Annotated in this window: 20 protein-coding genes, 1 CRISPR repeat array and 2 riboswitches; of the genes, 5 read left to right on the forward strand and 15 right to left on the reverse strand. The window is 56.3% G+C overall.

Going from position 1 to position 25,000, the window contains the following annotated elements; translation table 11 throughout:
• The first annotated feature begins 205 nt into the window (after positions 1–205).
• A CRISPR array of direct repeats spans positions 206–833; the repeat unit is 36 nt; unit sequence ATTATACCAAATGGGGATTTGAGTGGGTGCCAAGAC.
• Between the two features lie 208 nt (positions 834–1,041).
• The 5 genes from G7Y43_RS01995 to G7Y43_RS10585 form a co-directional block, all read right to left on the reverse strand.
• Positions 1,042–1,494 carry a HigA family addiction module antitoxin gene (locus tag G7Y43_RS01995; protein WP_241158109.1) on the reverse strand — a complete coding sequence of 151 codons (453 nt, stop codon included), beginning with the start codon at positions 1,492–1,494 and terminating at the stop codon, positions 1,042–1,044.
• Entirely contained in the window at positions 1,406–1,687 is a 282-nt protein-coding gene (locus G7Y43_RS02000) for a type II toxin-antitoxin system RelE/ParE family toxin (protein ID WP_165043534.1), read from the reverse strand. The genes G7Y43_RS01995 and G7Y43_RS02000 overlap by 89 nt, the downstream gene beginning before the upstream one ends.
• A 319-nt stretch (positions 1,688–2,006) precedes the next feature.
• The gene (locus G7Y43_RS02005; RefSeq protein ID WP_165043536.1) at positions 2,007–2,363 is read right to left on the reverse strand and encodes a DUF1016 N-terminal domain-containing protein; all 357 of its coding nucleotides are present in this window, start codon (positions 2,361–2,363) and stop codon (positions 2,007–2,009) included.
• Between the two features lie 112 nt (positions 2,364–2,475).
• A complete protein-coding gene (locus G7Y43_RS02010; protein ID WP_165043538.1) occupies positions 2,476–2,886 on the reverse strand; it encodes a type II toxin-antitoxin system VapC family toxin in 411 nt (136 codons plus the stop codon).
• Positions 2,883–3,242, reverse strand: a complete 360-nt coding sequence (locus G7Y43_RS10585) for an argininosuccinate lyase (protein WP_206215072.1) — start codon at positions 3,240–3,242, stop codon at positions 2,883–2,885. The genes G7Y43_RS02010 and G7Y43_RS10585 overlap by 4 nt, the downstream gene beginning before the upstream one ends.
• A 241-nt stretch (positions 3,243–3,483) precedes the next feature.
• On the opposite strand from G7Y43_RS10585, the gene G7Y43_RS02020 reads away from it, so the two are divergent.
• A complete protein-coding gene (locus G7Y43_RS02020; protein ID WP_165043540.1) occupies positions 3,484–4,110 on the forward strand; it encodes an L-threonylcarbamoyladenylate synthase in 627 nt (208 codons plus the stop codon).
• 63 nt (positions 4,111–4,173) lie between these two features.
• Here G7Y43_RS02020 and G7Y43_RS02025 read toward each other — a convergent pair whose 3' ends face one another.
• The 9 genes from G7Y43_RS02025 to G7Y43_RS02065 form a co-directional block, all read right to left on the reverse strand.
• On the reverse strand, positions 4,174–4,869 hold the full coding sequence (locus tag G7Y43_RS02025) for an ECF transporter S component (protein ID WP_241158110.1): 696 nt from the start codon (positions 4,867–4,869) through the stop codon (positions 4,174–4,176).
• The gene (locus tag G7Y43_RS02030) at positions 4,866–6,737 is read right to left on the reverse strand and encodes an ATP-binding cassette domain-containing protein (RefSeq protein ID WP_241158111.1); all 1,872 of its coding nucleotides are present in this window, start codon (positions 6,735–6,737) and stop codon (positions 4,866–4,868) included. The genes G7Y43_RS02025 and G7Y43_RS02030 overlap by 4 nt, the downstream gene beginning before the upstream one ends.
• Positions 6,734–7,642, reverse strand: coding sequence for an energy-coupling factor transporter transmembrane protein EcfT (locus tag G7Y43_RS02035; RefSeq protein WP_165043542.1), 909 nt, complete (start codon positions 7,640–7,642; stop codon positions 6,734–6,736). The genes G7Y43_RS02030 and G7Y43_RS02035 overlap by 4 nt, the downstream gene beginning before the upstream one ends.
• A 13-nt stretch (positions 7,643–7,655) precedes the next feature.
• Positions 7,656–8,564: a DUF4430 domain-containing protein gene (locus G7Y43_RS02040; protein WP_165043544.1), complete on the reverse strand. Its 909-nt coding sequence runs from the start codon at positions 8,562–8,564 to the stop codon at positions 7,656–7,658.
• Positions 8,565–8,576: 12 nt separating this feature from the next.
• Positions 8,577–12,044, reverse strand: coding sequence for a DUF4430 domain-containing protein (locus G7Y43_RS02045; RefSeq protein WP_165043546.1), 3,468 nt, complete (start codon positions 12,042–12,044; stop codon positions 8,577–8,579).
• Between the two features lie 13 nt (positions 12,045–12,057).
• Positions 12,058–12,232, reverse strand: a riboswitch (cobalamin riboswitch).
• A gap of 238 nt (positions 12,233–12,470) precedes the next feature.
• Entirely contained in the window at positions 12,471–13,751 is a 1,281-nt protein-coding gene (locus G7Y43_RS02050) for an SLC13 family permease (RefSeq protein WP_165043547.1), read from the reverse strand.
• On the reverse strand, positions 13,739–15,514 hold the full coding sequence (locus tag G7Y43_RS02055) for an NAD(P)/FAD-dependent oxidoreductase (protein WP_370514628.1): 1,776 nt from the start codon (positions 15,512–15,514) through the stop codon (positions 13,739–13,741). The genes G7Y43_RS02050 and G7Y43_RS02055 overlap by 13 nt, the downstream gene beginning before the upstream one ends.
• A complete protein-coding gene (locus G7Y43_RS02060; protein WP_165043549.1) occupies positions 15,508–16,812 on the reverse strand; it encodes an aminoacetone oxidase family FAD-binding enzyme in 1,305 nt (434 codons plus the stop codon). The genes G7Y43_RS02055 and G7Y43_RS02060 overlap by 7 nt, the downstream gene beginning before the upstream one ends.
• 178 nt (positions 16,813–16,990) lie before the next feature.
• Positions 16,991–18,382 (reverse strand): sodium:alanine symporter family protein, encoded by a 1,392-nt coding sequence (locus tag G7Y43_RS02065; protein WP_165043790.1) that lies wholly within the window; start codon positions 18,380–18,382, stop codon positions 16,991–16,993.
• 487 nt (positions 18,383–18,869) lie between these two features.
• A riboswitch (FMN riboswitch) is annotated at positions 18,870–19,067 on the forward strand.
• Positions 19,068–19,232: 165 nt separating this feature from the next.
• Between G7Y43_RS02065 and G7Y43_RS02070 the strand changes: the two genes are divergently transcribed.
• From G7Y43_RS02070 to G7Y43_RS02085, 4 genes are read left to right on the forward strand one after another with little or no spacing between them, the layout of a single operon-like run.
• The gene (locus tag G7Y43_RS02070; RefSeq protein WP_165043550.1) at positions 19,233–19,823 is read left to right on the forward strand and encodes an ECF transporter S component; all 591 of its coding nucleotides are present in this window, start codon (positions 19,233–19,235) and stop codon (positions 19,821–19,823) included.
• Between the two features lie 3 nt (positions 19,824–19,826).
• Positions 19,827–21,734, forward strand: a complete 1,908-nt coding sequence (locus G7Y43_RS02075; protein WP_165043552.1) for an energy-coupling factor transporter ATPase — start codon at positions 19,827–19,829, stop codon at positions 21,732–21,734.
• A complete protein-coding gene (locus G7Y43_RS02080) occupies positions 21,734–22,543 on the forward strand; it encodes an energy-coupling factor transporter transmembrane protein EcfT (protein WP_165043554.1) in 810 nt (269 codons plus the stop codon). The genes G7Y43_RS02075 and G7Y43_RS02080 overlap by 1 nt, the downstream gene beginning before the upstream one ends.
• A 51-nt stretch (positions 22,544–22,594) precedes the next feature.
• Complete coding sequence (locus tag G7Y43_RS02085; protein WP_165043556.1) at positions 22,595–23,020, forward strand: pyridoxamine 5'-phosphate oxidase family protein; 426 nt, start codon at positions 22,595–22,597, stop codon at positions 23,018–23,020.
• Between the two features lie 233 nt (positions 23,021–23,253).
• Here the strand turns inward: G7Y43_RS02085 and G7Y43_RS02090 are convergent, their stop codons facing one another.
• Positions 23,254–24,996: a BCCT family transporter gene (locus G7Y43_RS02090; protein ID WP_165043558.1), complete on the reverse strand. Its 1,743-nt coding sequence runs from the start codon at positions 24,994–24,996 to the stop codon at positions 23,254–23,256.
• Positions 24,997–25,000 lie beyond the last annotated feature (4 nt).

A 25,000-nucleotide genomic window follows, 5' to 3' on the forward strand; every position in this document is an offset into this window, starting at 1 on the left:
GGCATTTATACCAAATGGGGATTTGAGTGGACAACGCCTAGACAAGGGGCCTGCTTCGCAGGTACCCGCAAGGTAAAGCCCCGTTCGCGGGGCTTCCTTTTTCAAAAAACTTGAGATTAAGGATATTTTACAACCGTGTGTTATAGTTTTGCACGTACCACAACAATAAAAAACGCCCTTTCAAAGGGCGTTTTTTATTGTTGGCATTATACCAAATGGGGATTTGAGTGGGTGCCAAGACCAAGCTCATCGACCGGCTTTAGCGCAGCGGATTATACCAAATGGGGATTTGAGTGGGTGCCAAGACCGAGTCTGTAATATATTCAGTTTCACCAAAATTATACCAAATGGGGATTTGAGTGGGTGCCAAGACATACGCCGGACGTTTTTGATACCGCTGCAAATTATACCAAATGGGGATTTGAGTGGGTGCCAAGACCCCGTATTCATCTACGGACTTAACAGGACGATTATACCAAATGGGGATTTGAGTGGGTGCCAAGACCCTGACCCATCAGGCACCAGGCGACACGTCATTATACCAAATGGGGATTTGAGTGGGTGCCAAGACGGACGCTGATATTATCGCGTTGCCTGATGGATTATACCAAATGGGGATTTGAGTGGGTGCCAAGACAACGACGGAATAACAACGCCCATTTCCGTAATTATACCAAATGGGGATTTGAGTGGGTGCCAAGACTACCCATCAGTTATGTTTGCAGCACATGGATTATACCAAATGGGGATTTGAGTGGGTGCCAAGACGGGTGCGCATTCGATGATTAACGCGCGTAATTATACCAAATGGGGATTTGAGTGGGTGCCAAGACCGAGTCTGTTTGCAGCTGTGCAACCGGTACGTGCAGAGCAGCGCGAGAAATGTGCCCCCAGTTTCATTGGTATAAAACCGATACCACTCTATAAACCCAGCAAGTCCACGCGATCTAATTCACGTCAACCTGTAAGACGGAGACACCAGCCTTTCTGAAAGAGTCGAACCCCTGGAAGAACGGCAAACGCCCTTTGATGCAAAAGTAACTATCCCACAGCCTTTGCTAACTCGGGCACCTCCAGCGGCGCCACCTTTTTGATGTCTTCGCTGTGTAGTTCCATCGAGTTCCACAGATCAACCTTCTGCTGCATGTTCATCCAGAACTGCGGAGTGGTGCCGAACAACCGCCCTAGTCGTAGACACATCTCAGGACTCAGACCCCGCTTCTCACGAATGATCTCGTTCACCGTCTGACGCGTAACACCAAGCCGCTTTGCCAACCCTGCCACACTCAAACCAAGTTCCGGCATGTAATCTTCCCGAAGAAACTCGCCAGGATGAATAGGCGCACGACCGATGAGTAGGGCGTCTTCTCTTAGACATATTTCATCACACATAATGCCCCTCGATTCAGTGGTAATCGCAAACCTCAACGTCGTAAACACCATCGGACATAAAGCGGAAGCATATACGCCACTGATCGTTAATCGAAATGGCATGCTGTCCTTCCCTATTGCCCTTCAAAGCATGAAGCCTGTTTCCAGGAGGAAGTCGCAAATCCAGAAGAGCCACCGCATTGTCGACATACTCGAGCTTGCGCAACGCACGGCGCTGAATGTCCGGAGGCAGCTTTTGGCAAGAGCCCGTTTCAAACAATTCTCGAGAATCCGCGTCAGCAAACGTCCGAATCATAGCACCTCCTTGCAATGCAGTGTATCATGTCACGTGACGCTTTACAATATGCCATGAAGTCAACAACCCCGCTGAGTAATTCTGAGTTGTTGCAAATATTAATGCAACACTGGGGGTGCGGACGTTTTTCTGGACTTTGTAGAACGGGGGGGTGCGTATAATAGCTCAATCTATCCTCCTTTTCTGCACCAGGCTGGTGCAGTGTTTCATTATCTGGCACGCTGGCGACTTGATCCAGCTGCACAGAGGCCGCCGAATCCATTTCTCCACCAGGCTGGTGGAGTTTTTTCTTCGCTCCCACGCTGCCAACTTGTTCGAGCTAGGAAGGAGTCACGGCCTCTAATTCTCCAGCAAGCTGTTGGAGAAATGCGTCCCCAGTTCCATCGGAATAAAACCGATACCACTTTTTCATGTACCACAAGTTTGTAGTGCTGAATCCCTTGGCATGCGGAAACTCGCTTTGCAGATCGAGGCTCACCTGCTCGACAACGCCGGATCCCCAGCGCTCCTCGGCTCTTTGTGTGACAAGGTCTCGTCCCAGCTCCCAGTTGAACAGGAGCTGTTCGGAGTTGACTTTAACCGCTGCCTTTACCTGTGCGCCACGATAACGACGCTTGATCTCGCGAATCCATTTCGCGTATTCGGCGTCCAGTGACACGTCATGCGACCTGACCATTCGAGGCGTTCTATCGTTATTCTCAGACACAACATTATCAGTCGTGGCAGAGCTCCTTTATTTCACTCGCGATGCCGTCGCACATGCGCTTTGCATTTCTCTGCTTGTCTTCCTAGAATGCAGTATCCAACCAGAGACAATTCACACCGTTAGCGGTGCAGAGAGACTGAAGTTTTTTGTCAACCGTAAAGAGAGTGGCACCCAAACGACGCGCCAGTATGAAGTAGAACAGGTCATAGGATGAATGACCGAACCTGACCGACTCAGTCATAGCTTCGACCCAAAGGTTGCCATCGTCGTAGAAATCATCAACAAGAGCGACAGCATCCCGCCCGCAATCAATTGCTTCTTCAGGCGTCAGGTGTTTTCCGAGCACATATTTCGTAAGTGCATGCGTGACTTCGTTCACAAGCAGCGTTGGCGCTGCGATTCGCTCGTCTTTCAAACGCAGTATCTCGAGCGCTTCCCCGTATTCCGTTCCCATGACCATGGCAAGGGCGGCATTCGCATCCAGCACAATCATCGTTTTTCTCCTGCTACGTCTGCAGCGAGTTCACCAAACAGCGCATCGCGTTCCGTGCGAGCCTCGGCGAGCATGGTGGACGGTTCGGGAAGAGCGCCGCATAGTTTGCTTTGTCGCTCGCGGGCTCGTCGGAAAACTTCTTCACGCTTGGCATTGCGGGCCTCGCGCTCTACAAGGGGCTCTACGGTAAACGACCCTCGCCGCTCGGAGGCACACTGCGCCTGGTGGCACCCACGAATCGCTTGCTCAACCGAAGCGACGGTTTGTTGCGCGATGCTTCTATGATTGCGAGCTGCGAAAACACGCAACTCCTCGTAAAGGTCTTCAGGGAATTCTCTTACTTGCAAGGCCGGCATACTACACTCCTTATAATACATGCAATTTGCATGTATTATACCCTCCATATACGAGAGCACAAGACCTTATCCACCTTATCAACGAGACGAAGCTGTAGCTTCGTCTGCGGGACGGACAAGCATGATAACGCGACCGCACAGCCAAGCTCGAGGGCAAACCACGTTCAGAGAGGTGCGGGTGGTACAATCGTTTGACGCAAGTCCGCGAAACTGCTACCTGTAAAACTGCCAGGAGAGCCTGATGAGCAACGCTTTAAACCCACAAGTGAACACATTTGACGAAACCGTGCAGTGGCTGCGTGCCGGCAAGGCAGCGGTGTTTCCTACCGACACCGTATATGGGTTGGGTGTTTCAGTGATGCATGCGCACGGCCTTAGCGCGCTCTACGACCTGAAGCAACGCGATGCGGGCAAGCCTATCGCGTGGTTAGTGGGAGGTGTTTTCGACCTTAACCGCTACGGACTCGACATTCCCGATTACGCGCATGACCTAGCGCAACGTTTTTGGCCCGGAGCCTTAACGCTCATTGTGCGCGCATCGGATGCGGTACCACGTGCGTTTGTTTCTCCATCGGGCAGCGTTGGCCTGCGCATGCCCGCAAGCGACATTACCCTCGCGCTCATTGACGCCGTAGGATCGCCTCTTGCCACCACCAGCGCGAACCTGTCGGGATACGCCGACACAGGAAAGTTTGACGATTTAGATACCACCCTGCTTCAACAAGTAGGATGCGCTTTGTGCGACGCTGCGCCGAAAAGCGGCTTGGCCTCAACCGTGGTCGACTGCACAGGAGAAAAGCCTGTGGTGCTGCGTGCAGGCGGCGTTGATGTAAGCTCTGGGAACTCGGATTCTTCTATTGGGTCATGAGGGACAATAGCCTACGTCCCCGTTGTCCTGTTATGAGGGACACTAGCCTACGTCCCCATTGTCCTACATGAGCGCGTACTTCCGCTTGATCCGCTCGAGCTTGGCACGCCACGGCACGTAGAGTGCCGCCAAAAACGCAACCGTAGCCGCACCGTGAATGCAATCGAAGGGAACGGCTGCCACAAACGCCGCAACAACCGCCGGCCACGTGATGGGATGCACGTAGCCAATAACATACCACCCGTTCAGCAGCATCCCGTACAACAGCGCCGACGCGAAGCCGTACACCAGCACAACGGACGTTCGGTTAAACGCACCCGTACGTGCCAGTACGCCAGCCACGTACCCAACAAGACCCCACGCGTACATCTGCCAAGGAGTCCACGGGCCTTGCCCAAAGAAGAAGTTCGACACCAGCGCCGCGAGCGCGCCTACCATAAAGCCGCATCGTCGGCCGAACACCGCTCCGGCCACAATACAAATAGCCGACACCGGTTTCACGTCGGGCACCGGCGCGAACAGCACCCGACCAGCAGCAGCGAGCGCCGCGAGTACCACCGTAGGCATGATCTGCCGCAACGCAGGACGGCTTACCTCAAACCCCGCAAAGAAGAGTCCCACCGCTGCGACAACAATACATAGAGTGAGCGCCGCCGTCTGATCAATCTGCGCATACGCGCACGCAACCAGAGATACAGGCACGAAGCCAAGTACCACAGGCTCAGCGGCGCGCATACAGAAGCGGAAAGTGCGGTTCATGGGCGCTCCTTTTCGCGATTCCCCGCGCACCCGCACATTGACACACGCTCACACGTGGTCGCATGCTCTTCCGCAAGCCTGCTTTCCTCCTCAACCACCTGTGCGTCATCGGCCGCCGACGCTCGATCTTCCACGCCGTCGGCTGCCGTGTGATCTTCCGCACCGTCAGCTGCTGCATGATCTTCCGTACCGTCAGCTACTGCTGCGGCCGCTGTGCGAGCATCCCACAGACGTGCGAACTCATCGACAGGCAGACGGTAGAACAGATTGTCGGAAAAGAACTCGTCGGCGCGCTGGGTGCATGCGCTCTGTCCGTCAAACAACAGCGTTACCTTATCGGCAACGCGCGCCGCAAACGACAAGTCGTGTGTGGCCAGAAGCACCGTAGCGCCCGCACGAGCATAGTTGGTAACAAGCGTGGCCACAAGTAGCTTTGACGGAGCATCGAGACCCTTTGTCGGCTCATCGAGCAGTAGCAGGCTGGGGTTCGTGAGCAGCAGTTTCGCCAAGGCGAGCAGCTGCTGCTGTCCGCCGGATAGATCATACGGGTGGGCACTCACGCGATGGGTTAAACCAATGGAGGCAAGCATCTTGTCAATGGCGGCATCGCTGTATCCTGCACCACGCTGCCATTCACGCAGCTCATCGAGCACGGTGTCGCACACGAACAGCGCTTTCGGGTTCTGCGGAAGTAGCGCCTGGGAATCATGCAGGCGGTTTTCCACTCGTCCGCGCACTGGACGCACGATGTGTGCAACAGTATGAAGCAGCGTTGTCTTACCGCATCCGTTGCCGCCGATGAGTGCATGCACCGACCCTTCTAAAACCCGCAGGTCAAGCCCACGTAGCACAAAATCGGACTGATCGTAGCGCATGTACACATCGCGACAGATGATGGCGTCAGCATCGGCGTGGGTGGCGTGGGCGTGGGCTCGGCTGGCGACATCGGTGTGGGTGGTGACGCCGACGGCGTGGGTGGTAGCGACGTCGGTGGCGTCAGTATCGGCGTGGGTGGCAACGACAACTCGGGTGGCTGCCAAAGGCGCAGAAACAGCCGACGCCGCAGCAGTGTAGGCGGTTTCCGGACAGTTGCCGAATGCGCCATGCAGGCCTTTCGACACCGAGCCTTCCGCACGCTGGACACAAACACGTCCGTCGGCCAAATGAGCCAGGTGTGTGGCATACGGCAGCATAGCCTCAGGCGAGTGCGTCGCAGCAACCACGGTCATACCAAGCTCGCGGTTTACACGGAAGAGCGCATGAAGAAATGTCTTCTCGGCTATAGGATCAAGCTGAGATGTAGGCTCATCGAGCAACAGCACGCTCGGTCGCAGCGCCAGGGTACTAGCGAGCGCAAGCACTTGTTGCTGACCGCCGGACAGCTCGTCAACACGGCGGCGAAACCACGGCTCGATACCAAAAAAGTGCGCCACTTCGGCAATGCGGCGGTGCATAACGTCGGGTGCAACCCCTACGTTCTCCAGTCCGAACGCCATCTCACGCCACACCGTATCGCACACCATCTGGCTTTCGGGGCTCTGCGCCACATACCCAATGCGAGCCGCCGCTTCAAAGCAACTCAAATGCTCGATCGGCTGCCCCAAAACCAACAAGTCGCCCGACCGGCGACCCATAGGCGCAATCGAGGGCTTGCAGCTACGCAAAAGCGTCGTCTTGCCACTACCCGTGCCGCCCGTTAGCACGTGAAACTCGCCGTGTGACACACACCAATTAATGGGGCCAACACCAGCTGTTTCCAGCCGTTCGCCCGCGCCTTTCCGCAGGTCAGACAACCCGTCTTGATCATCGGGCGGTTCGGGATACGAGAAGCAAAACTCCCGCAGTTCAAGCGCCAATTCACTGCTCATAGCGCACGCTCCTTCGCCTTCACGCCCGCAACCCACAAAAACGGTAGCGCTCCATACAACGCAAACAGCACGCAATACCACACTGGCTCGATCCCAGAAACAACCGGATAGAACGAAAACGCGCGACATACCTGCCAACACATCAGCGCCGCTGCAGCGGCTACTATCAGAAGTGCGACAAGCACCAGCGCATCAACAGTGCGGAAGCGTTCGCGCACGTACGCTGTGCGCCGTTTTGCAGCACCCCACCCGCGCGCTTTCATAGCGTCAGCCGTAGTAAGCGAGTCTTCCATACTCCATCCCAAAAGAACGCTCGACAAACGAAATGCATCGCGCATGCGCTCGCGTCGACTGAGCGTGCGGTGCGGACGCGCCGACGTACACGCTCGCTGCGCCGAGTCGATAACGCGACCTTGACGAACGAGCTGGGGAACAAGTTTCATGGTCATCGACAGCATAAGCCCAACAACAGGGGCAACGCCGCCAAACAGCTGCATAACCTTATCGGCCGACAGCACGCGCGCGGCGTTCGCAAACGTGATGAGCATGCCAACGAGAGCGAACCCCATACACGTGCCATAGAGCAAGCTTTCCGCATAGACCGCACGAAATCCAATGCGGAAAAGCTCCGTTGAACCCGATGCGGAAAAAAGCGGATTTGCAACCGCAATAACGGCCACCAGGGAAAGCTGCCATGCGAGCGAACGAGCTACTTCCCTTCCGTCCCTGATTAACGCGCCTTGGGCAAGGGAAATGGCGAAGAACAACGCCGTGACAACCGGTTGGAAGGCAAGCATACCAACGAGCAGTAGCACCAGCCAATACACAAGCAAAACAACAGGATGAAGCACGTCGAAGCACGCGCACGCACCCCGACCGGCGTCGGAAAAAGCACCGCGTTGCATATCGCGCGCACCGCTAGGCAACGTAGCGCCACTGTACAACATCGCCGTCGGCGAGCACGTATGCGCTGCACGACATTGCAGGCTCCACGCCGTTGACGGAATACACCCAGCCACTGGTACCGCCATGCTCCTTCTCGGCCAAACCACCGATGGCACTCACGTACACGCCATACTGGCTCTGTGACGCATTCACCGACAACCCACACGCCATAAGCGCGTCGTATGCGGTGGCACCTCGCTCGAACGTGAAGGTACCACCTCCAGACACGTTGCCGTACCCCGACCCGCTCACACCGACCGACACAGTAACAGTTGCCGACTGATTGGGTGCTGCGGGAGCACCACCCGCCGTAGATGGCGTACCGCCAGATGACGAAGAAGTCGCACCAGATGCGCCGGACGAACCCGCTCCTGTGGATGCGCCCGCACCCACAGGCACATCCGATGAAGATGCAGCGCCGCCGTTTGTATCGTCTGCGGTGTCGGTAGCATCGACGTCGGCATCGTTGGCATTGGGGTCTGTCTCACCATTATCGTCTGCGACATCGCTACCAGCGTCTACCGCGTCGGAGTCGGCAGATAAGCGCGCTGCTGCTTTGCTTTGTTCCGGCATGTCGGCAGCACCGGGCGAATCAGGCACCTGGAATAAAAACGCTGATGACAGCCCAATGACAGCAACCGACAAAACCGCCACGACAACGGCGGCCACCGTTCGCGAGCGCCTACCGCGCTTTGACGCTGAGACACTTCGGGACACATCGTGCGACCCACCTGCGTCGACAGCAGCGTTTGCCGACGTTACCGCGTTACGTAGCGCATTGTCTGTTGAAGTCGCGATGTCACGCAACACTTCGCCTTCGATAATGGTGCTAGCAGGCAAGTTTTTCTCGTGTGGGATGGCATCCTTTTTTTCGTCGACCATGCGCGCGCCTTCCTATTTCTGTTCTTCGTCGTCTTTGCGGCGACAACCCAACAGGAACACGAGCGCGCCGCCCAAGCCTGCCAATCCGGCAAGCAACGTAGCAAGCGCAACCGGATTGAGCTCACGCGTAACACCCGTTTCGTTTCCTTCATTCAGCACGCTTGCCCCAACGGCAGCATCGGCAGACTTCTCCTTAGCAGCCGTACCTGACCGCGCATGCTCAGATGCGACATCTTTACCGGCCTCATCGGCAGCTTCAACACCAGCATCGTCTTCGGCATCCTTCAACGCCGCCGCCTGATCGGGCGTCAGCGGAGCACGCAATGCCGGCACGTGTCCGCCACCAAGCGACCCCACGCCGCCATTCGAGTCACCACCAACATCACCCGGCGTGCTGGGCGGTGTTCCGCCCGGCGCATCATCGGAAGCATTAGCGACCCATTTCGCGTACAGCTTTTGCCCCTCGTTAAGCGACGTCGAAAAGTCCCACGGAGCCTCGCATTTTTCATCCGAGAACCACCCGCCAAACGTGTAGCCGGTGCGCGTTGGATCACCTGGTTTCACCAACTTACCACCCAGCGCAACATAGCACGAAGCAACGTATGATCCACCCCGAGAATCAAAGTCTACTCGCACGCCAGGTTTCGCTGTCAAAGCAAACAAATGCCCCGAGTCGTTCGTGTAGTAGAGATTTCCTTTTTCGTCGGCAACTACCGATGACATACAGTAGTTCTGCTTGTCAACATCGGGTTCATAGAGCTTGTAGGCCGCATCGGATCCCACCTTGTAACCATACACCGCACCAGGCAACGCATTGCAGGTGAAATATACATACGTACCATCACCTTGAACCGATACGAGCGGAGCGCTTTGCGATAACCCTTCGCCAGCGCGCACCGTTTTCTCAACAGCCATTGTCGCTAGGTCTATGATAAAGAGAGCGCCATAACCTTCGGCATCTTTAGAACACACGAATGCTTTACCGTTAGAAACCGCCGGAGTTGACGTTGCGTATGATGCGAATTTCACCTTGCCGGAAACTGTCAGTTTGTCATTCGACCGAACAATCTTATGCAGCACGCCATCGTAAGAAACAACTAAGAAGGCTCCTTCTTCTCCAGAAACAGGAATCACGCTCGACCGACATTTTGCCCCAACCGATACTGTCGACTTCACGTCACCTTTACCGCCATCAATGAGGCTGACATCGCCGTTTTCGTCACCGATCACGATATCGGATCCGGATACCGCACCGCCCGCCCAGTAGTACCCTGCCGCGCCGCCTTCGTCAGCGCAAACTGTCTTCGACCATATCTTCGAGCCATCGGACAATCGCACGCACACCCTTGTTCCCACCGTGCCAGAATAATCAGCTCCAAGCATGGTGAATCCCGCATACACACAGCCATTCGACACCGTTAACGAGGAAAGAGCCTGATAATTCAACGAGAAACCTTCTGTAGGAAGCGGGGATGTTTTCCATACACATGTGAGCGTGTCGGCGGTAAACGCAGCTAAACTACCATTGTCTAAAGGAACGATAATGATACCCTCAGAGTACACTGGACGACAGAAGTAACCGTTCGTTGCACCCAATTTCGCACGCAGCTCTTTCCCGTTCGCAACTTTGACTGCCCCTGTGGTAGTGTCAATAACTCGCAGTTCACCTGACACAACCAAGTACACATCGCCATTGACGATGAGAGGATCCGACGCGCTCGGGTATTGCTCGTCACCCTTATAGTTATATGCCCAAGAAAGCTCCGCAGACTCTGTAGGTGTTGGGCGATTGGAAACCGTACCACCCGCAAGACCATTGGCAAACCCTGGCCATGCGGATTCGAAGCTCGGACGAGAAGCGGAAGGGTCAACGACGATTTCGTCAGAGTCGGACAACTCGCTACCATACGTGGAATAGCACCAAACAATACTGTCGCCTTGATGTAACTCGTAACCACTTGCTCCGTCACCGGACGGCTTGCCATTCACGAACAGCTGCCAATAACGATACGGGGCGACGCTTTCTTCAAACAGCGTTACGTTCTCATCGAAGGGAGATTTAATCCCGATCAAATGGAACCCCCACTGGCTATATTCCACCGTAGGATTCAACCCATTCGTAAAGAAAACCTGCTCGGAAAGATCGGCAGCAGTGGCCCCTTCTGTCATGACATAGTTTTTCTCAGGAACCCACACTTGCGTATTGCCGCTGGCATCAAGCCCAATAACCTTACATGAAGCGGAAACTTGATTGGGAAGAACCCCGTCTGACCCATAGCAAAACGAAACAGTATCGCCCGGCTTGAGCTCGTAGCTCGCAGCTCCCACGCTGGCTAAGCTTCCATTGGTGAAGAACTGCCAGTAACTCCAAAGCCCGCTCGAGAGTTCCTTGCTGCCAAGCTCCTTTCCTGTATAGGGAGATGTAATGGAGTTCAAAAACCACCCATCGCCGATATTCGCCGTTAACCCCACCTGTTCAAATAACGCTTTGAACGCATCGGAAGCCATTGAACCTGCAGGCAACGTCAAACGCACAGGAGCTGCCCACGTCTGGGGACTCCCCTGATCGTCTTGGCCAACTACTTCACACGTAATGCTCATTTGATCGACGGGTGCCGTCGAACCCCAGCTGGAGTAATACCAAACCACGTTATCGCCCGGCTGCAGGTTGACTGCATCAGCAGCAACGCCACTAACCACACCGTTCACGAACAGCTGCCAGTACTTGCCCGACGAAGCGTCGTAGCCAAGCGTCACACCAGCATCGAACGGAGACGTGATTGTTTCGAGATAGAAACCATACTGTCCCATGGAGTAATCCGCATCGATTTTATGTTGTTTGAACAGCGCCTTGGTTAGATCGGCAGCATTTGAGCCCTGTTCTAGCGCATACGACTCCGAAGCGGCCCAAACCTGCTCGTTCCCACCAGCGTCAGCGCCAATCACCGAGCATGTTGCGACAATGCTTGAGACGCGCGCAGACTGCGCTTCGCCTTCAGCCACTTCGTCGGTTGCGCCAACGCTCAGCTGCGTCATGTCTTTTGACACATCATTGTCGTTGGTGGCAACAGGTGTTGAGCCATCTACAGAAGCCTGCTCGCTGTCCTGTGTGGTCTGCGTATCACCAAATCCCGAGGCGACATCATCACCATTTTGGGCGCTGTCATCTTGCGAGTTTTCGCTGGCGGCCACCCTATCGCGTGACACGCTTTCATCATCGGCGGCAGGGGTGTTCGAGCTGCCGCTACCTGCTTCGCTAGCGTTTTGCGCGGTGAGCAGTGCCGTAGTTGCGGCTGTTGCAGCAACATCATCAGTCGCACTGCGGGCGAACTCTTCGTCGGTGCTTTCTGCCCATGCCGTGCTCGGCGTCATCGACACCGCAAGCACAAGGGCCATGAACAGCGCAATTGCTTTGCGGAAAACAGTACAGGGATGCGTGCTGTGCTCGTTTGAGCGCACACAGACAGAGCCGATACTCATCGGGACCTCTCTTCCAGGGCTACGTACGATGGGCAGGTATTCCGACTTCGCCTTCGCTGAAGCGGCTGCGTGCCCGCAGCTTGTCGTCTCATCGGCTCTTACGGTTACTGGTATAGCGCGGGATTCTCACCCGCATTCCCCTGAATGCCCTTCGAAAGCGTCCGCATACGTAAACACGCCTCAAAACGGCACCTGCTCCGCGCCCGGAGCATCCCATCATGCCATCATTACAACTGCGACCGATTCTACCACCGCATCACGCAGCAGAGTTCGCAAATCGGGTGAAACAGATCTAGAGCACGGCACGGCATGATTGATTACTTCCCATGGGCCAGCCAATAACAGGCAGTGTATTCGGCCGCACGCAGATGAAGCTGGCAAATCACCACACGCAAGAATTTCGTTATGATTATCGAAGAGTAGCCATTAGCTCAGCAGCAGCCAAAGGGCACAATTGGCAGCGAGAAGTGCGGCGTTCGCCAACAAAAATGCGCGCAGAAACCGTGCAGTGGAGCCGCAACCCTCTTTTCGATAGATCCCTAAGGTGATTAGGCTCGCAAGCGACGCAACTGGCGTTCCCAGCCCACCGATGTCGACCCCTAGCACCAGCTGTTGCCACGAGGTAGCAAACGGCATGAGCAGCGCCGCTGCGGGAACATTGCTGATCACCTGACTCGCTGCAAGCGGAATGAGGAACGGGTGCTCGGAAAGCGCACCGGACAACACCTGCCGCACAGCGTCGGAGGCCGCAAGTGTTCCCGAGAACACGAAGAAGCACGCAAACGTGAGCAACAACGCATAATCAATGCGCGCGATAATGAGCGTGCTACCACTCACAACGTCACCGCACTCTCGTTTTCGCAGCGGTCCACCACCATCACTGCTTACAGTTTCGTTTTGCTCCCGACCTCGACCTTGCAACGGTTTGCCACCTTTATCACTCATGACAACCAAACACTCTCGACTTCGCAGCAGCTCGATGCCGTCACACGCCAACGCGAACACGACTGCACAAACAAGCGTCATGCTAAGCGGCACCACATCGAACACGGTTGCCACACACAACGCAAACAGTACACCAGCAGCGGCTGTTTTGCGAACATCTACGAGCGGAAGCTGCCCGCAAAATGGTTTCACCGCACGGTATCTTCCCGCTACCAAGCAAAACACAACGATAAGCACAAACGATAGCCCCACATACGGAATAACCACGACGAAAAACTCTGCCGCGTCTAAACCGAACCCCTTAAACAGTAGCAGGTTTTGCGGGTTGCCGAACGGCGTAGCCATGCTACCCATATTCGCCGCAAGCGTTTGCAGCACCAACACGGGAACAACCAGTCGCTGCTCACCGCTGGCGCGCAGTACCGCACACGCGAACGGAACGAACGCCAGCAGCGCAACGTCATTTGTCACCACCATGGACGCAAAAAATGGTAGCAGCACCAGCGACAACATGAGCGTACTGAGCGACATGTCGCCCCTCACCAGACGAAATGCCAGCCACGAAAGTGCGTTGGCCTGTTGCAGCGCCGCCGTACACACCATAAAGCACGCAAGCAGACCTATCACCTGCCAATCAATGAGCCCAGCAACCTGCGCACCTTGGGGAGAAACCACTTGCGACAGAACAGCCGCCGCAAACGCGCAACACAGCACCGGCTGACTGCGCACGAAGCCTGCGGCGCGCGATGCTAGCCGACGCATGCGCACACAGCCTCGGCTACGCGCAGCCCATCACATGCAGCACTCATGATGCCGCCCGCATAGCCCGCACCCTCGCCGCAAGGATACAGCCCCGCAACCGATACCGATTGAAGCGTGTTTGCGTCGCGCACGATACGCACAGGGCTCGAACTTCGGGCTTCGACCGCCGTCATTAATGCATTGGGGTTCGCGAAGCCGGGTAGCTTCGCGTCGAGCAGCGGCAGCGCCTCGGCAATGGCATCACATATGAGCTTCGGCAACACATTATGCAAGTCACACAGCACCACACCGCGCGGGTACGTGGGAGAAACGTCCCCCTCCGACAGATGAACTTCCTGCTCAGGGAAACGACCGCGAGATGCAGCCGCCCGATGCGCGTGCAGGAAGTCGCCCACCGTTTGAGCCGGCGCAGTGTACGGTGCGCCACCTGCGCGCACCGCCGCCTCGTAAGCAGCGCGCTCCACGCGCCGCTGTAGCTCCACACCTGCAAGCACACACTCGCCGGGCACGTCGTCGGGACGCACCTCCACCAAAAGCGCACTGTTGCAGTTAGCTCCATCGCGCGCAAAGCGGCTCATGCCGTTCACACACACGCCACCACGCTCGCTGGCTGCTGCAACAACTTCCCCACCAGGGCACATGCAGAAGGTGTACACTCCCCGGCCGTCAAGCGCACGAGTATCTTCGGCAGATTTCCCAGCAGCTACCCCACCGTCTTTTTCTCTCTTCGCGACCACCGCATGACCGCTCGGCAAGTGAACCGCAAGCTTGTAGTCGGCCGCTCCCAGCGCCGGATGCGCAGCTGCCTGACCATACTGCGCAGTATTCAGCCATGACTGCGCATGCTCAATACGCACGCCCATGGCGAACGGTTTGCGTTCCATGCACACGCCTGCATCGTGCAGCACGTCGAACGTGTCGCGCGCCGAATGTCCACATGCGAGCACAACCGCGCTTGTGGGAATTACCTCGCGGGAACCCGTCGCAGTGTGAGCAACCTCAATTGAGGCAAGCGCACCACCTTCCTCGCGCATACCAATCAGCTGCGTATCGAAACGAACGCACCCACCTGCTGCGATGATGCGCTGCCGCAAGTTGCGAACGACGCTGGGCAAAATGTCGGTGCCAATATGGGGCTTCGCCTGCCAGAGAATCTCTTTTGGAGCACCCGCGCTGGCAAACGTTTGCAGCACATGACGGATGTGCGGACTTTTCGTTCCCGTAGTCAGCTTGCCGTCGGAAAACGCACCAGCACCTCCCTCTCCGAATTGGATGTTGGTCTGCTCGTCAAGCTCGCCGCCTGCCGCAAACGCGCTTACCGCCGCCTGACGGCGCTCAACACACGCTCCGCGTTCAATAACAAGCGGACGCAACCCAGCTTCAGCCAAATACAGCGCCGCAAAGAGCCCCGCCGGCCCCATACCAACAACCACCGGAGAGCAAAACCCTAGCGCATCAGCAACCGTCGAGCAATCGGGTGCGCGCAGCAAAGGCGTGGGCTCGTGTCGTTTCACGTTCACACCCCGTGCAGGGTGCACAGCAGCAATATCGTCTGCGCACACGTCCACGAGCAGCGTTGCCACAAAATGAACGTCACGCTTCTTGCGAGCGTCCACACTGCGCTTCAGTACGCGAACCGAACGAATAGCGTCCTGTGGCATACCAACCGCCCGCGCGCAAGCCATATTCAGCGCTCGCTCACCCGACCGACCGGAAAGGCCAGCATCGAGCGGTAACGCCACATTCGACGCTTCAATCAGCATGACGCACCTTTCTCACCACGTGAAGCACCCAATGTCGAACGCGCGGCAGCGCACCCCGCCAAAAGCCCGCTTGCCCACGCCCAGTGCAAGTTGAAGCCACCACAGGGCGCGTCCGTATCGAGCGCTTCACCAGCAACATACAGCCCCGGCAACCCTTGTACCTGCAAGCTTTTGTCATCCACCGCAGAAACTAGCACGCCCCCGCGATGCACCTGGCATTGGCGCGCATCACCAATGCCGCGCACAGTGAGCCGAAATCCCTTGAGCACATAAGCGAGCGCACGCAGGTGCTCACCGGAGACCTGATCGCGTTCATCAACTCCAGCGCTGTGCAGCAACACGTCTGCCACCTGCGGCAACAGCATGCCACAGAGCAACTGCCCCATGTGTGCGCCATCTTCCCCGAAGGTTTCGCGCAAGCGCCGAGCACGTGCAACCAAAAACGCCTCACAGTCTTCAGTAGGAACCTGCGGCAGAAAGTCGAGAACAAGTTCGTCTTTCGGCTCAGCAACGCGCGACACGTTGAACACGGCGATACCCGACACGCCATACTTTCGAAACAACACCTCGCCCGTCTCACGCGCTTTCACGCGCCCATCTGCGCCGTGCAGCTCTATCACACATTTCACACGGATGTTGTCGAGGCTTTTCACCGGACCGTCGGTAGCCAGCGGACCGAGCACCGGTACTGCATCGCACATAGGCACACTTTTGGGAAGCAGCCCGCGCGCCAGCGCGCCGCCACACGCCACAATAACAGCATCGGCGTGTTCAACGCGCCCATCATCGAAGCGCACATGGTAGCGCCCGCCCTTCCGGTCGGGCACATCGATGCGTACGGCACGCTGTGATGGTGCTTCCTGCACGCCCAAGGCACGCATGGCGTCGCGCAGCACAGAAAGCACGCTTGTCGCTTTGTTCGCCATTGGATACAGGCGTCCCTCGGATTCTTCACGCCATAAAAGCCCCAAGCCGTCGAAGAAACGCAGCACTGCGTTTTGAGAAAAACCCCCAGACAAGGTAACGTTTCCGCCCTCTGTATACTCTCGCTCAACGGCTTCAAACACCGCGCCCACAAACGAAGCGTTATGATAGAACGCAGCATCGGGATTCGCATTCGAGAAGTTACACCGCCCGTTGCCTGTGGCCAAAATGGAGCGGCCTACGCGGTCATCCCGCTCAAACACGACTACGTCTGCGGGCACACCCCTTCGCTTTGCCTCCCGCGCGGCGGCAATGGATGTCGCCAAACCGGCAGCTCCCCCACCTATGATCGCGATCTTTTTCGTATCGGCCATCGCATGCACCGAACCTTTGCTTTCGTTTCTACTCACGCGATAAGCCCAAGCCGAACCTAAGCTTCGCGCCATTTCGCACACAGCATAACAAACGCCCGGAGCCGTGTGCCCCGGGCGTTTGAAAGATCAGATAAGGCAAAGCTGTCTGTCTGATTGTTTGCGTACAGTTGCCGAGCAGCTACTTGCTCTCGATAACGGGGATTTCTACGTCGTAGACCTCTTCGATATTACCGTCATACACATAGTGTTTCGTTTCCTTGGCGATGACACCGGAAAGAGCAAGCACAGCGATGAGGTTCGGAATGGCCATAAGCGCATTCGTGATGTCGGCGATGTCCCACACAAAACCCGACACACCAACAGCACCGGCGAAGCAGATGCAGCAGAAGATAACCTGGTACGGCTTGATGGCATGCTTGCCAAACAGGTACGTGACGCAACGATTGCCGTAGTAGCTCCATCCCAGCGACGTGGAGTACGCAAACATTGCCAAACCCAAGCACAAGATGATGGTGCCGACAACCGGAATCTGGTCGAACACAGCCGTAACCAGCATCGATGAGGTGAGGTCGCCATTGTTCAGGTACATGTCCATAATGGCGGGGTTCGCCAAAATCGACGACACGAGCGCGATACCCGTGATAGCGCACACCACCACGGTGTCCCAGAAGGTGCCCGTCATGGAAATGAGCGCCTGCTTAGCGGGGTTTTTCGTCACCGCTGCGGAAGCAACAAGCGGCGAGGAACCCAAGCCAGACTCGTTAGAGAACAAACCGCGCGCGCAGCCCTTCTGCAATGCAACAACAACAGCCGAGCCGAACGCACCACCCATGGCCGCCTGCGGGCTAAACGCACACTGCACGATAAGGGCGACAGCGGACAGGAAGTATGCGCCGTTCATAACGATAACAATCAGGCAGCCTGCCACATAGAAGATAGTCATGAAGGGGATAAGCTTCTCGCACACCTGCGAGATAACCTTAATACCACCAAGCACCACGATAGCAATGAGGATGGTCACGCAAATAGCGATGATCAGCTGCATGGGCGAAGTCTGAAGCCCGAACAAGTTCATGGTGTCGGTTTCGCCCACAGTGTCCTTAATGGTGCTGGCAAGCGAGTTCGTTTGCACCGCAGCACCAATACCGAACGCGGCGATAGCGGCAAACACAGCAAACAGCACGCCTAAGAACTTGCCGAGCGCCTTGTTCTTCAACCCGCGCTCGAGCGCGTACATAGCACCGCCGAGCATATTGCCGTTGTGATCCTTCACGCGGTACTTCACAGCAATAAACGTTTCGGAGTACTTCGTTGCAATACCGAACACGCCGGTGATCCACATCCAGAAGATAGCACCCGGGCCACCAGCGATAAGCGCCGTACCTACGCCGATGATGTTACCAGTACCAATGGTGGCCGCAAGCGACGTGGTGAGCGCCTGGAAGGGGCTCACGTCGCCAGCGCCTTCGTCCTTGGTCAGCGACATCTTAATGCCCTGGGGAATCTTGCGCTGGATACCACGCGTGCGGAACGTCATGAATACGTGCGTGCCCAAAAGCAACATGATCATGATAGGGCCCCACACAAAACCGTCGATAGCCGACACCACATCGGCCGCGCCGGTTGCCTCGGCCAACCCCGAGCCTAAGCTCGTGAATGGCTCAACGAAAAACGAATACAGGAAATCCACTCCTTGCGCCTCCTTGCAAAAACATGAACGCGGGGCTTATCGGCAGCGCGCTCGGCTAACACACGCCAAAAGCGTTCGCGCGAGCACTCATCTTTCATCGAAGGGCGCTCCCCCAAACGCTTCAGGCAGTTTCAATATCCTTCCGCATTATAGGGACCAACACCGCCTGTTATTGTTAACAATTGAGAAATTTTCATTAACGGCATGAATTTTCGTCATGCAACCGCATACAGAAGGAAACACCCTCTAGCAGACAAGAAAATTTGAGATAGAGCGCATACATACAACCCCGGCTAGTGCTCGGATTATGCTCATCAAGAAGCTGCTTGCGCGCAACAAGGGAAGCAACTACAATGGCGGTGCATGAGTTCTGTTTCAGGGCGGGGCGAAAATCCCCACTGGCGGTAACTGATGAGTCGACAATGTACTGGCTACACATCAGAAGTCCGCGACCCTGCTGCGATTCGTGCCCGGTTCGAATTCTCGAGTTAGGCGCGATGTACAGCAGGCTGATCCGGTGAAAATCCGGAACCAACGGTCATAGTCCGGATGGAAGAGGCAGAAGTTCGCGCATGGCTCGAAACGCGCCCCGGCAAAAGCCAGGTGCCGAATCTGATAGCAACGCGAATGACAAGCCCGAATGAAGGAATTCATACGGGCTTGTTTCTTTTCGAGCGAGGCGAAGAAACACCCTCATCTTATTGCTGCCTCGCGAGAAAGAAGGTGCCTTATGGCTTCCCCTTACAACGAGAATCTCGATTTTCAAAACACAAACCGCTGGTCAACACGTCAGATGGTCACCATGGCCCTTATGTGCGCTATATCGGCCTTGTTGCAGTTCGCCCAAATTCCCCTGCTGCCCGCTGCACCTTTTCTAAGTTATGACCCGTCATTTGTACCCGCTATGGTGAGCGGATTTGCGTACGGACCTACGTCGGGTGTGGTTATTGGCGTTCTCGCGTCTGTTATCCACGGCCTTATCACCGGCGAATGGGTGGGCGCACTTATGAACTCCGTTGCCTGCGTGGCGTACGTTGTGCCTGCGGCGCTTATCTACTCGAAAGTGCGCACCATGCGTGGTGCCATCATCGGCCTGATTGTCGGTATCGTATGCGTGGTATTGGCAGCTATCGCCTCGAACCTCACCATCGGCGTGTGGTTCTGGTATGGCAGCCCCGATGTTATCATGCCACTCATGTTGCCCGCTGTACTGCCCTTTAACCTGATCAAAGCTACCCTGAACTCCGTTTTGACCATTGTCGTGTACAAGGCGGTATCAAACATGATCACCCCAAAGAAAAACCAGGTGAAAGGCCGTTAGAGCATGGAACCCCTCATTGAGTGCACCGACGTTGTCTTTTCCTACGACGGCGAGCGTAATGCGCTTGACGGCGTAACTTTGCGTATCCGTGCCGGCGAGTTCGTTTGTGTGCTCGGCGGAAACGGTAGCGGCAAGTCGACGTTCGCCAAGCACCTGAACGCCCTGCTTATTCCCGATACAGGCACGGTTCTCATCGACGGAAATGACACGCGTGACCCTCGCAAGACCTACGTCGTGCGGTCGACGTGTGGCATGGTTTTTCAAAACCCCGACGATCAACTGGTGGCAAACCTCGTTGAAGACGACGTAGCCTTCGGACCCGAAAACTTAGGAGTTGTCACCAACGAGCTGCGCGAAAGGGTTACATCGGCCCTGCGTGAAGTGGGGCTTTCCGGATTCGAACAACATGAGACACATGCATTGTCCGGTGGACAGAAGCAGCGTGTCGCCATCGCGGGGGTGCTCGCTATGCACCCCCGTATCCTCGTACTCGACGAAGCGTCCGCAATGCTCGACCCTCGCGGACGATCGGGCCTTATGCGAGTTTGCAAAGAACTGAACGCCGCCGGCATGACCATCGTCATGATCACGCATTTCATGGAGGAAGCCGCCGAAGCCGACCGGGTTGTCGTACTTGATGCCGGGCGCATCGTACTGGAAGGAACGCCTGATGATGTGCTCTCGCGCACCGATGTACTAGGGAAGCTGAACCTCGATGCCCCTTTCGCGTGCGACATGTCACAAACCCTGCAACATCTTGGTGTACCCGTGCCCACGTGCGTAGGAGAAGCCGAACTGGCCGATAGCCTGGCCGCTTTGCTGCCCCACAACCCCTCGCTGACAACGATTGACAGCACAACGCACGACGACGCCCCGAGTGCATCCCCCACAAACGCCCTCTTCAGCGTCGAAAGCGAGTTCACAAACGCCGAGCTATCGCCATCAGGTAGCCCTGCCGAATCCAACGACCCTGCTCTTGCGGCTAACACGATTGCCGATATCGAGCACGTGTCGTTCGCCTACGATGCCCCCAAGGCCAAGCGGAAGCGGAAGTCCAACAACACGCATGAAAAACTCGCCGACTGGGGCAACAGCCCCGATGCCGTATGGGCCCTGAAAAACGTTAGCCTTACCGTTTCCGAAGGCGAGTTTCTGGGACTTGCCGGACATACCGGATCGGGAAAATCAACCCTCATCCAACACCTGAATGGCATCTTGCATCCTACACTCGGCCGAGTGATGGTGATGGGCACCGACGTCAGCAATAAGAAAGCTGCTGCCAGCGTGCGCGCAAACGTTGGCGTGGTGTTCCAATATCCCGAACATCAGCTGTTCGCGGAATCGGTGTACGCCGACGTCGCATTCGGCCCACGCAATTTAGGCCTTTCCGAAACTGACGTCGACAATCGCGTGCAAGAGGCACTTGAGCGAGTGGGCCTAAACTATGACGAACTGCGAGCGACTAGCCCTTTCGAACTGTCCGGCGGCCAACAACGTCGCGTAGCGTTCGCAGGCGTGCTGGCCATGCGACCACGCGTACTCGTACTCGATGAGCCCGTAGCCGGCCTCGACCCAGCATCGCGTCGCGATTTCCTGCAACTGATACGCACTCTACATGAGCAGGGTCTAACGATTGTCATGGTGTCTCACAGCATGGACGATCTCGCCGCCTGCTGCGATCGCATCGCTGTAATGAAAGAAGGCGAACTCTTCTGTCTTGGCACGCCAGCGCACGTGTTCGCAGACGCCGACCGCATGAACAACGTGGGCTTAGGCGTTCCCGCCGCACAACGCCTGGCCAACACCTTGCGCACTCGTGGCGTGCCTCTGCGCGATGACGTGTTGTACAACAAAGCTACGATCGCAAACGCTTTAGCACACCTGGCAAACTCCAACAGGGCAGGTGCCTGATGGGAAACGCATTCTCATTCGGAAGCTACTACCCTGCATCAAGCGCGCTCCATCGAGTCGACCCCCGCATAAAACTTGCCTTAGGGTTTGCCTTCATCGTTATTATCTTGCTGGCGAAATGCGCGCTGGCGCTGATTGCTATAGCTGCGTTCGTGGCGATGCTGTACGCGATCGCGCGCGTTCCCGCAGTCAATGCAGTGAAATCACTCGCCCCGCTCATGATTATCGTTGTGTTCGCGTCGGTGTTGAACCTCTTCATGATCGACGGCGGAGCCACGCTCGTTCAGGTGGGGTTCATCCATATCACTGAAGAGGGTGTACGTCGGTTTCTGTTTGTCGCCTGCAGGCTCGCCCTTATGATGATGGGCATGAGCCTTATTACGCTGACCACCACCACCCTTGATCTTACCGAGGCGTTCGAACGGCTGTTTTCACCCCTTGCACGCATCGGCGTACCTGCACATGAGCTGGGCATGATCTTAGGAATCGCGCTACGCTTTATGCCGCAGTTCGCAAGCGAGCTCGTTTGGACCTACCATGCGCAGGTAAGCCGCGGTGCCACATTGGGAAGCAGCCCCGTGCGCGGCGTGCGCATGTTGTCGTCGCTCATGGTTCCGCTGTTCGCCAGCGTGTTTCGCCATGCGGAAACCCTGGCGCAGGCCATGGATGCGCGCTGTTATCACGGTGGTGCCGGCCGCACGAAACTCCATCCGCTCGCCTTCGCACCGCGCGATGGCGTAGCTGTGGTAATGACAGCCTTGTTGCTTGTCTGCGTGTTGGTCGCAAACGCATTCATGGCTGCAGCGTAACGCGCAGCTTCGTACTATGAAAAGGACTCTACAAGGAGATAGGAAACCACCATGACCACACCCCCTACCGGAAACGAGCTTATTCTGCAGTACTTAACCAGCGTACCCGCCTGGTACCTGGCAACCAGCGTGTGCGATCAGCCACATGTGCGTCCTTTCAGCTTCGCCGCCGAACAAGACGGCAAAATCTGGTTTTGCACCGCCACCACGAAAGACGTTTGGGAAGAATTGCAGGAAAACCAGCGGTTTGAAGCAACCAGCTGGTGGCCAGGGCACGGCTGGCTTATTCTGCGCGGCATAGCTGGACTGAAAGACTGCGCAAATGACAACATCCGCCAAGCGGGATACGAGCACTTAACCGCGCTCGGTGAGCACTACAACGGTCCGAACGACCCTACGCTCACGTTTTTTTCGGTGGAGAGTCCGCAAGCATGGATCTGCAATCACGACGAATGGGTTCCGGTTCCGCTGCCGTAAGTACGAACAAAACAAACTTACGCATCGCCACATACCACAAGCAACGCTCTATACGCCATATATACTACATAGCGTAAAAGCGGGTGGTGGGACGCATGGGGTGCATCCCACCACCCGCTTGTTTCGGGGCAGTACGAACCTTATGTAATCGGGCGGGCGGCCTGTCAACATGACCCCTTCAGCCTGCGCTGTAAGAGCCCGGACATAACCGCCCGCGAACGGACAGATGAGGGCTACTTCGCCGCCGCTGCCGCCGCTGCCGCCTCGCGTGCAGCACGAGCTTCAACGGTGTTTGCTTCCCACTCGCGCAGTTCACGCGCTTCACGCGAGTCCTCGGCAAACGGAGTTGCCTCGCCCAGCTCTACCAGCTGCGGGTCATGACGCACCCACTTGAAGAACTGCACGCCCATGAGCACGACCACAACACTAAACGGAACGCCACCAGCAACGGTTGCGAACTGAATGGTGGTCAAGAAGCCCTGGCCGGCGGTGAGCACGAACGCAGCAGCGAGCGCGGTGATGCACAGTGCCAACACGGCCTTAAATGTACGGCTTTCCTTCGCAGCAGGCGACACGAAGCTGGTCAGTGCCATAACGCCAGAGTCAACAGAGGTAACCATGTAGCCGCCGATAAGCACGATGGCGATAACAGCCAGGATACTCGTGACGTTCGGGATCGAGTTGATGGTAGCGAACAGACCCATAGAGCTGTCGGCCATAGTAGCCTCGATCATAGACGGGTTAGTCATGGAAGCCCACACACCAGAACCACCAACGATGACAGTCCACACGATGCAGATCGATGCGCCCACAACCACAACGCCGATCAAGAACTCGCGCAGCGAACGCCCGAGAGAAATCGTGGAAATAAAGCCCGCGGTAAACGTGGCAAACGCGAAGCACCAGCAGAAGATGAAGAACGACCAGAATGCCTGCCACGACTCGCCGAAGGAAGCAATACCATCGGCCAAGTTTACGGCTTCGGTGTAGCCACTCATCATGAAGAACTGGTCAACGAACACAGCCAGCGACTCAGGCAGCACGCCTAGGATGTAAAGCGTCGGGCCAAAGATGAACACCAGGATCATGAACACGATGGACAGAATAGCATTCATATTCGAGATGTTCTTGATGCCCTTCACCACACCAAGCCACACCGACAGCGTGGCTAAGCCACCGAACAAGCAGACGGTGCCAACCAACAGACCCGTGCTCGACGTAAGGCCAAACACCTGACCCAGACCAGTAACGAACTGATACGAAGCACAACCAATGGAGGTGGTCAGGCCAAAGATGGTTGCCAAAACCACCAGAACCTCGACGATGATGCCCACAACGCGGCTTAGGGCCCCTTCGCCGAACAGGTTCTCGATGGAGCCGCGGAAGGTATTGTCCTTCTTCATGTTGTAACGGCTATACGACAAGAACAGCGACACCACAGCATAGATTGCCCATGCCGGAAGTGCCCAGTGGAAGTACGTCCATGCAAGCGCCATGTCGCCAGCAAACACAGAATCCTGCAGCTCATAGGCCATGCCGCCCATCATCCACAGCGGCTCAGCAACGGCCCAAAACACCAGGCCTACACCCTGGCCGGTGGCAAACAGCATCGTAATCCACGAGAAGTACGAAAACGCCGGGCGAGCATCCTTGCCACCCAGACGAATCTTGCCGTACTTCGAGAATGCAACAAACACGCATACTGCAAAGCAAAGGAACGTCATAAGAACGATCCACCAGCTGCAGTACTGTGTTACGAAGGTACGGATGTTGTCCACTGCGACAATAAATCCCTCAGGACTTACGATGGCCACCAGAAGCGATGCTGCAACAACCGCCACAGCAATGCCGCGGATGATGAAGTCATGGCTTACTTTACGGCCGAGACGGTTTGCTTGGTCCTGTTTTGCCTCAGGATCAATTTCACCCGTCTCGTTATCTTGTTTTTTAATATCGGTATACTCTTTATCACTCATAGTT

The organism is Adlercreutzia sp. ZJ138 (assembly GCF_011038935.1).
In the GTDB taxonomy this organism is placed as follows: domain Bacteria; phylum Actinomycetota; class Coriobacteriia; order Coriobacteriales; family Eggerthellaceae; genus ZJ141.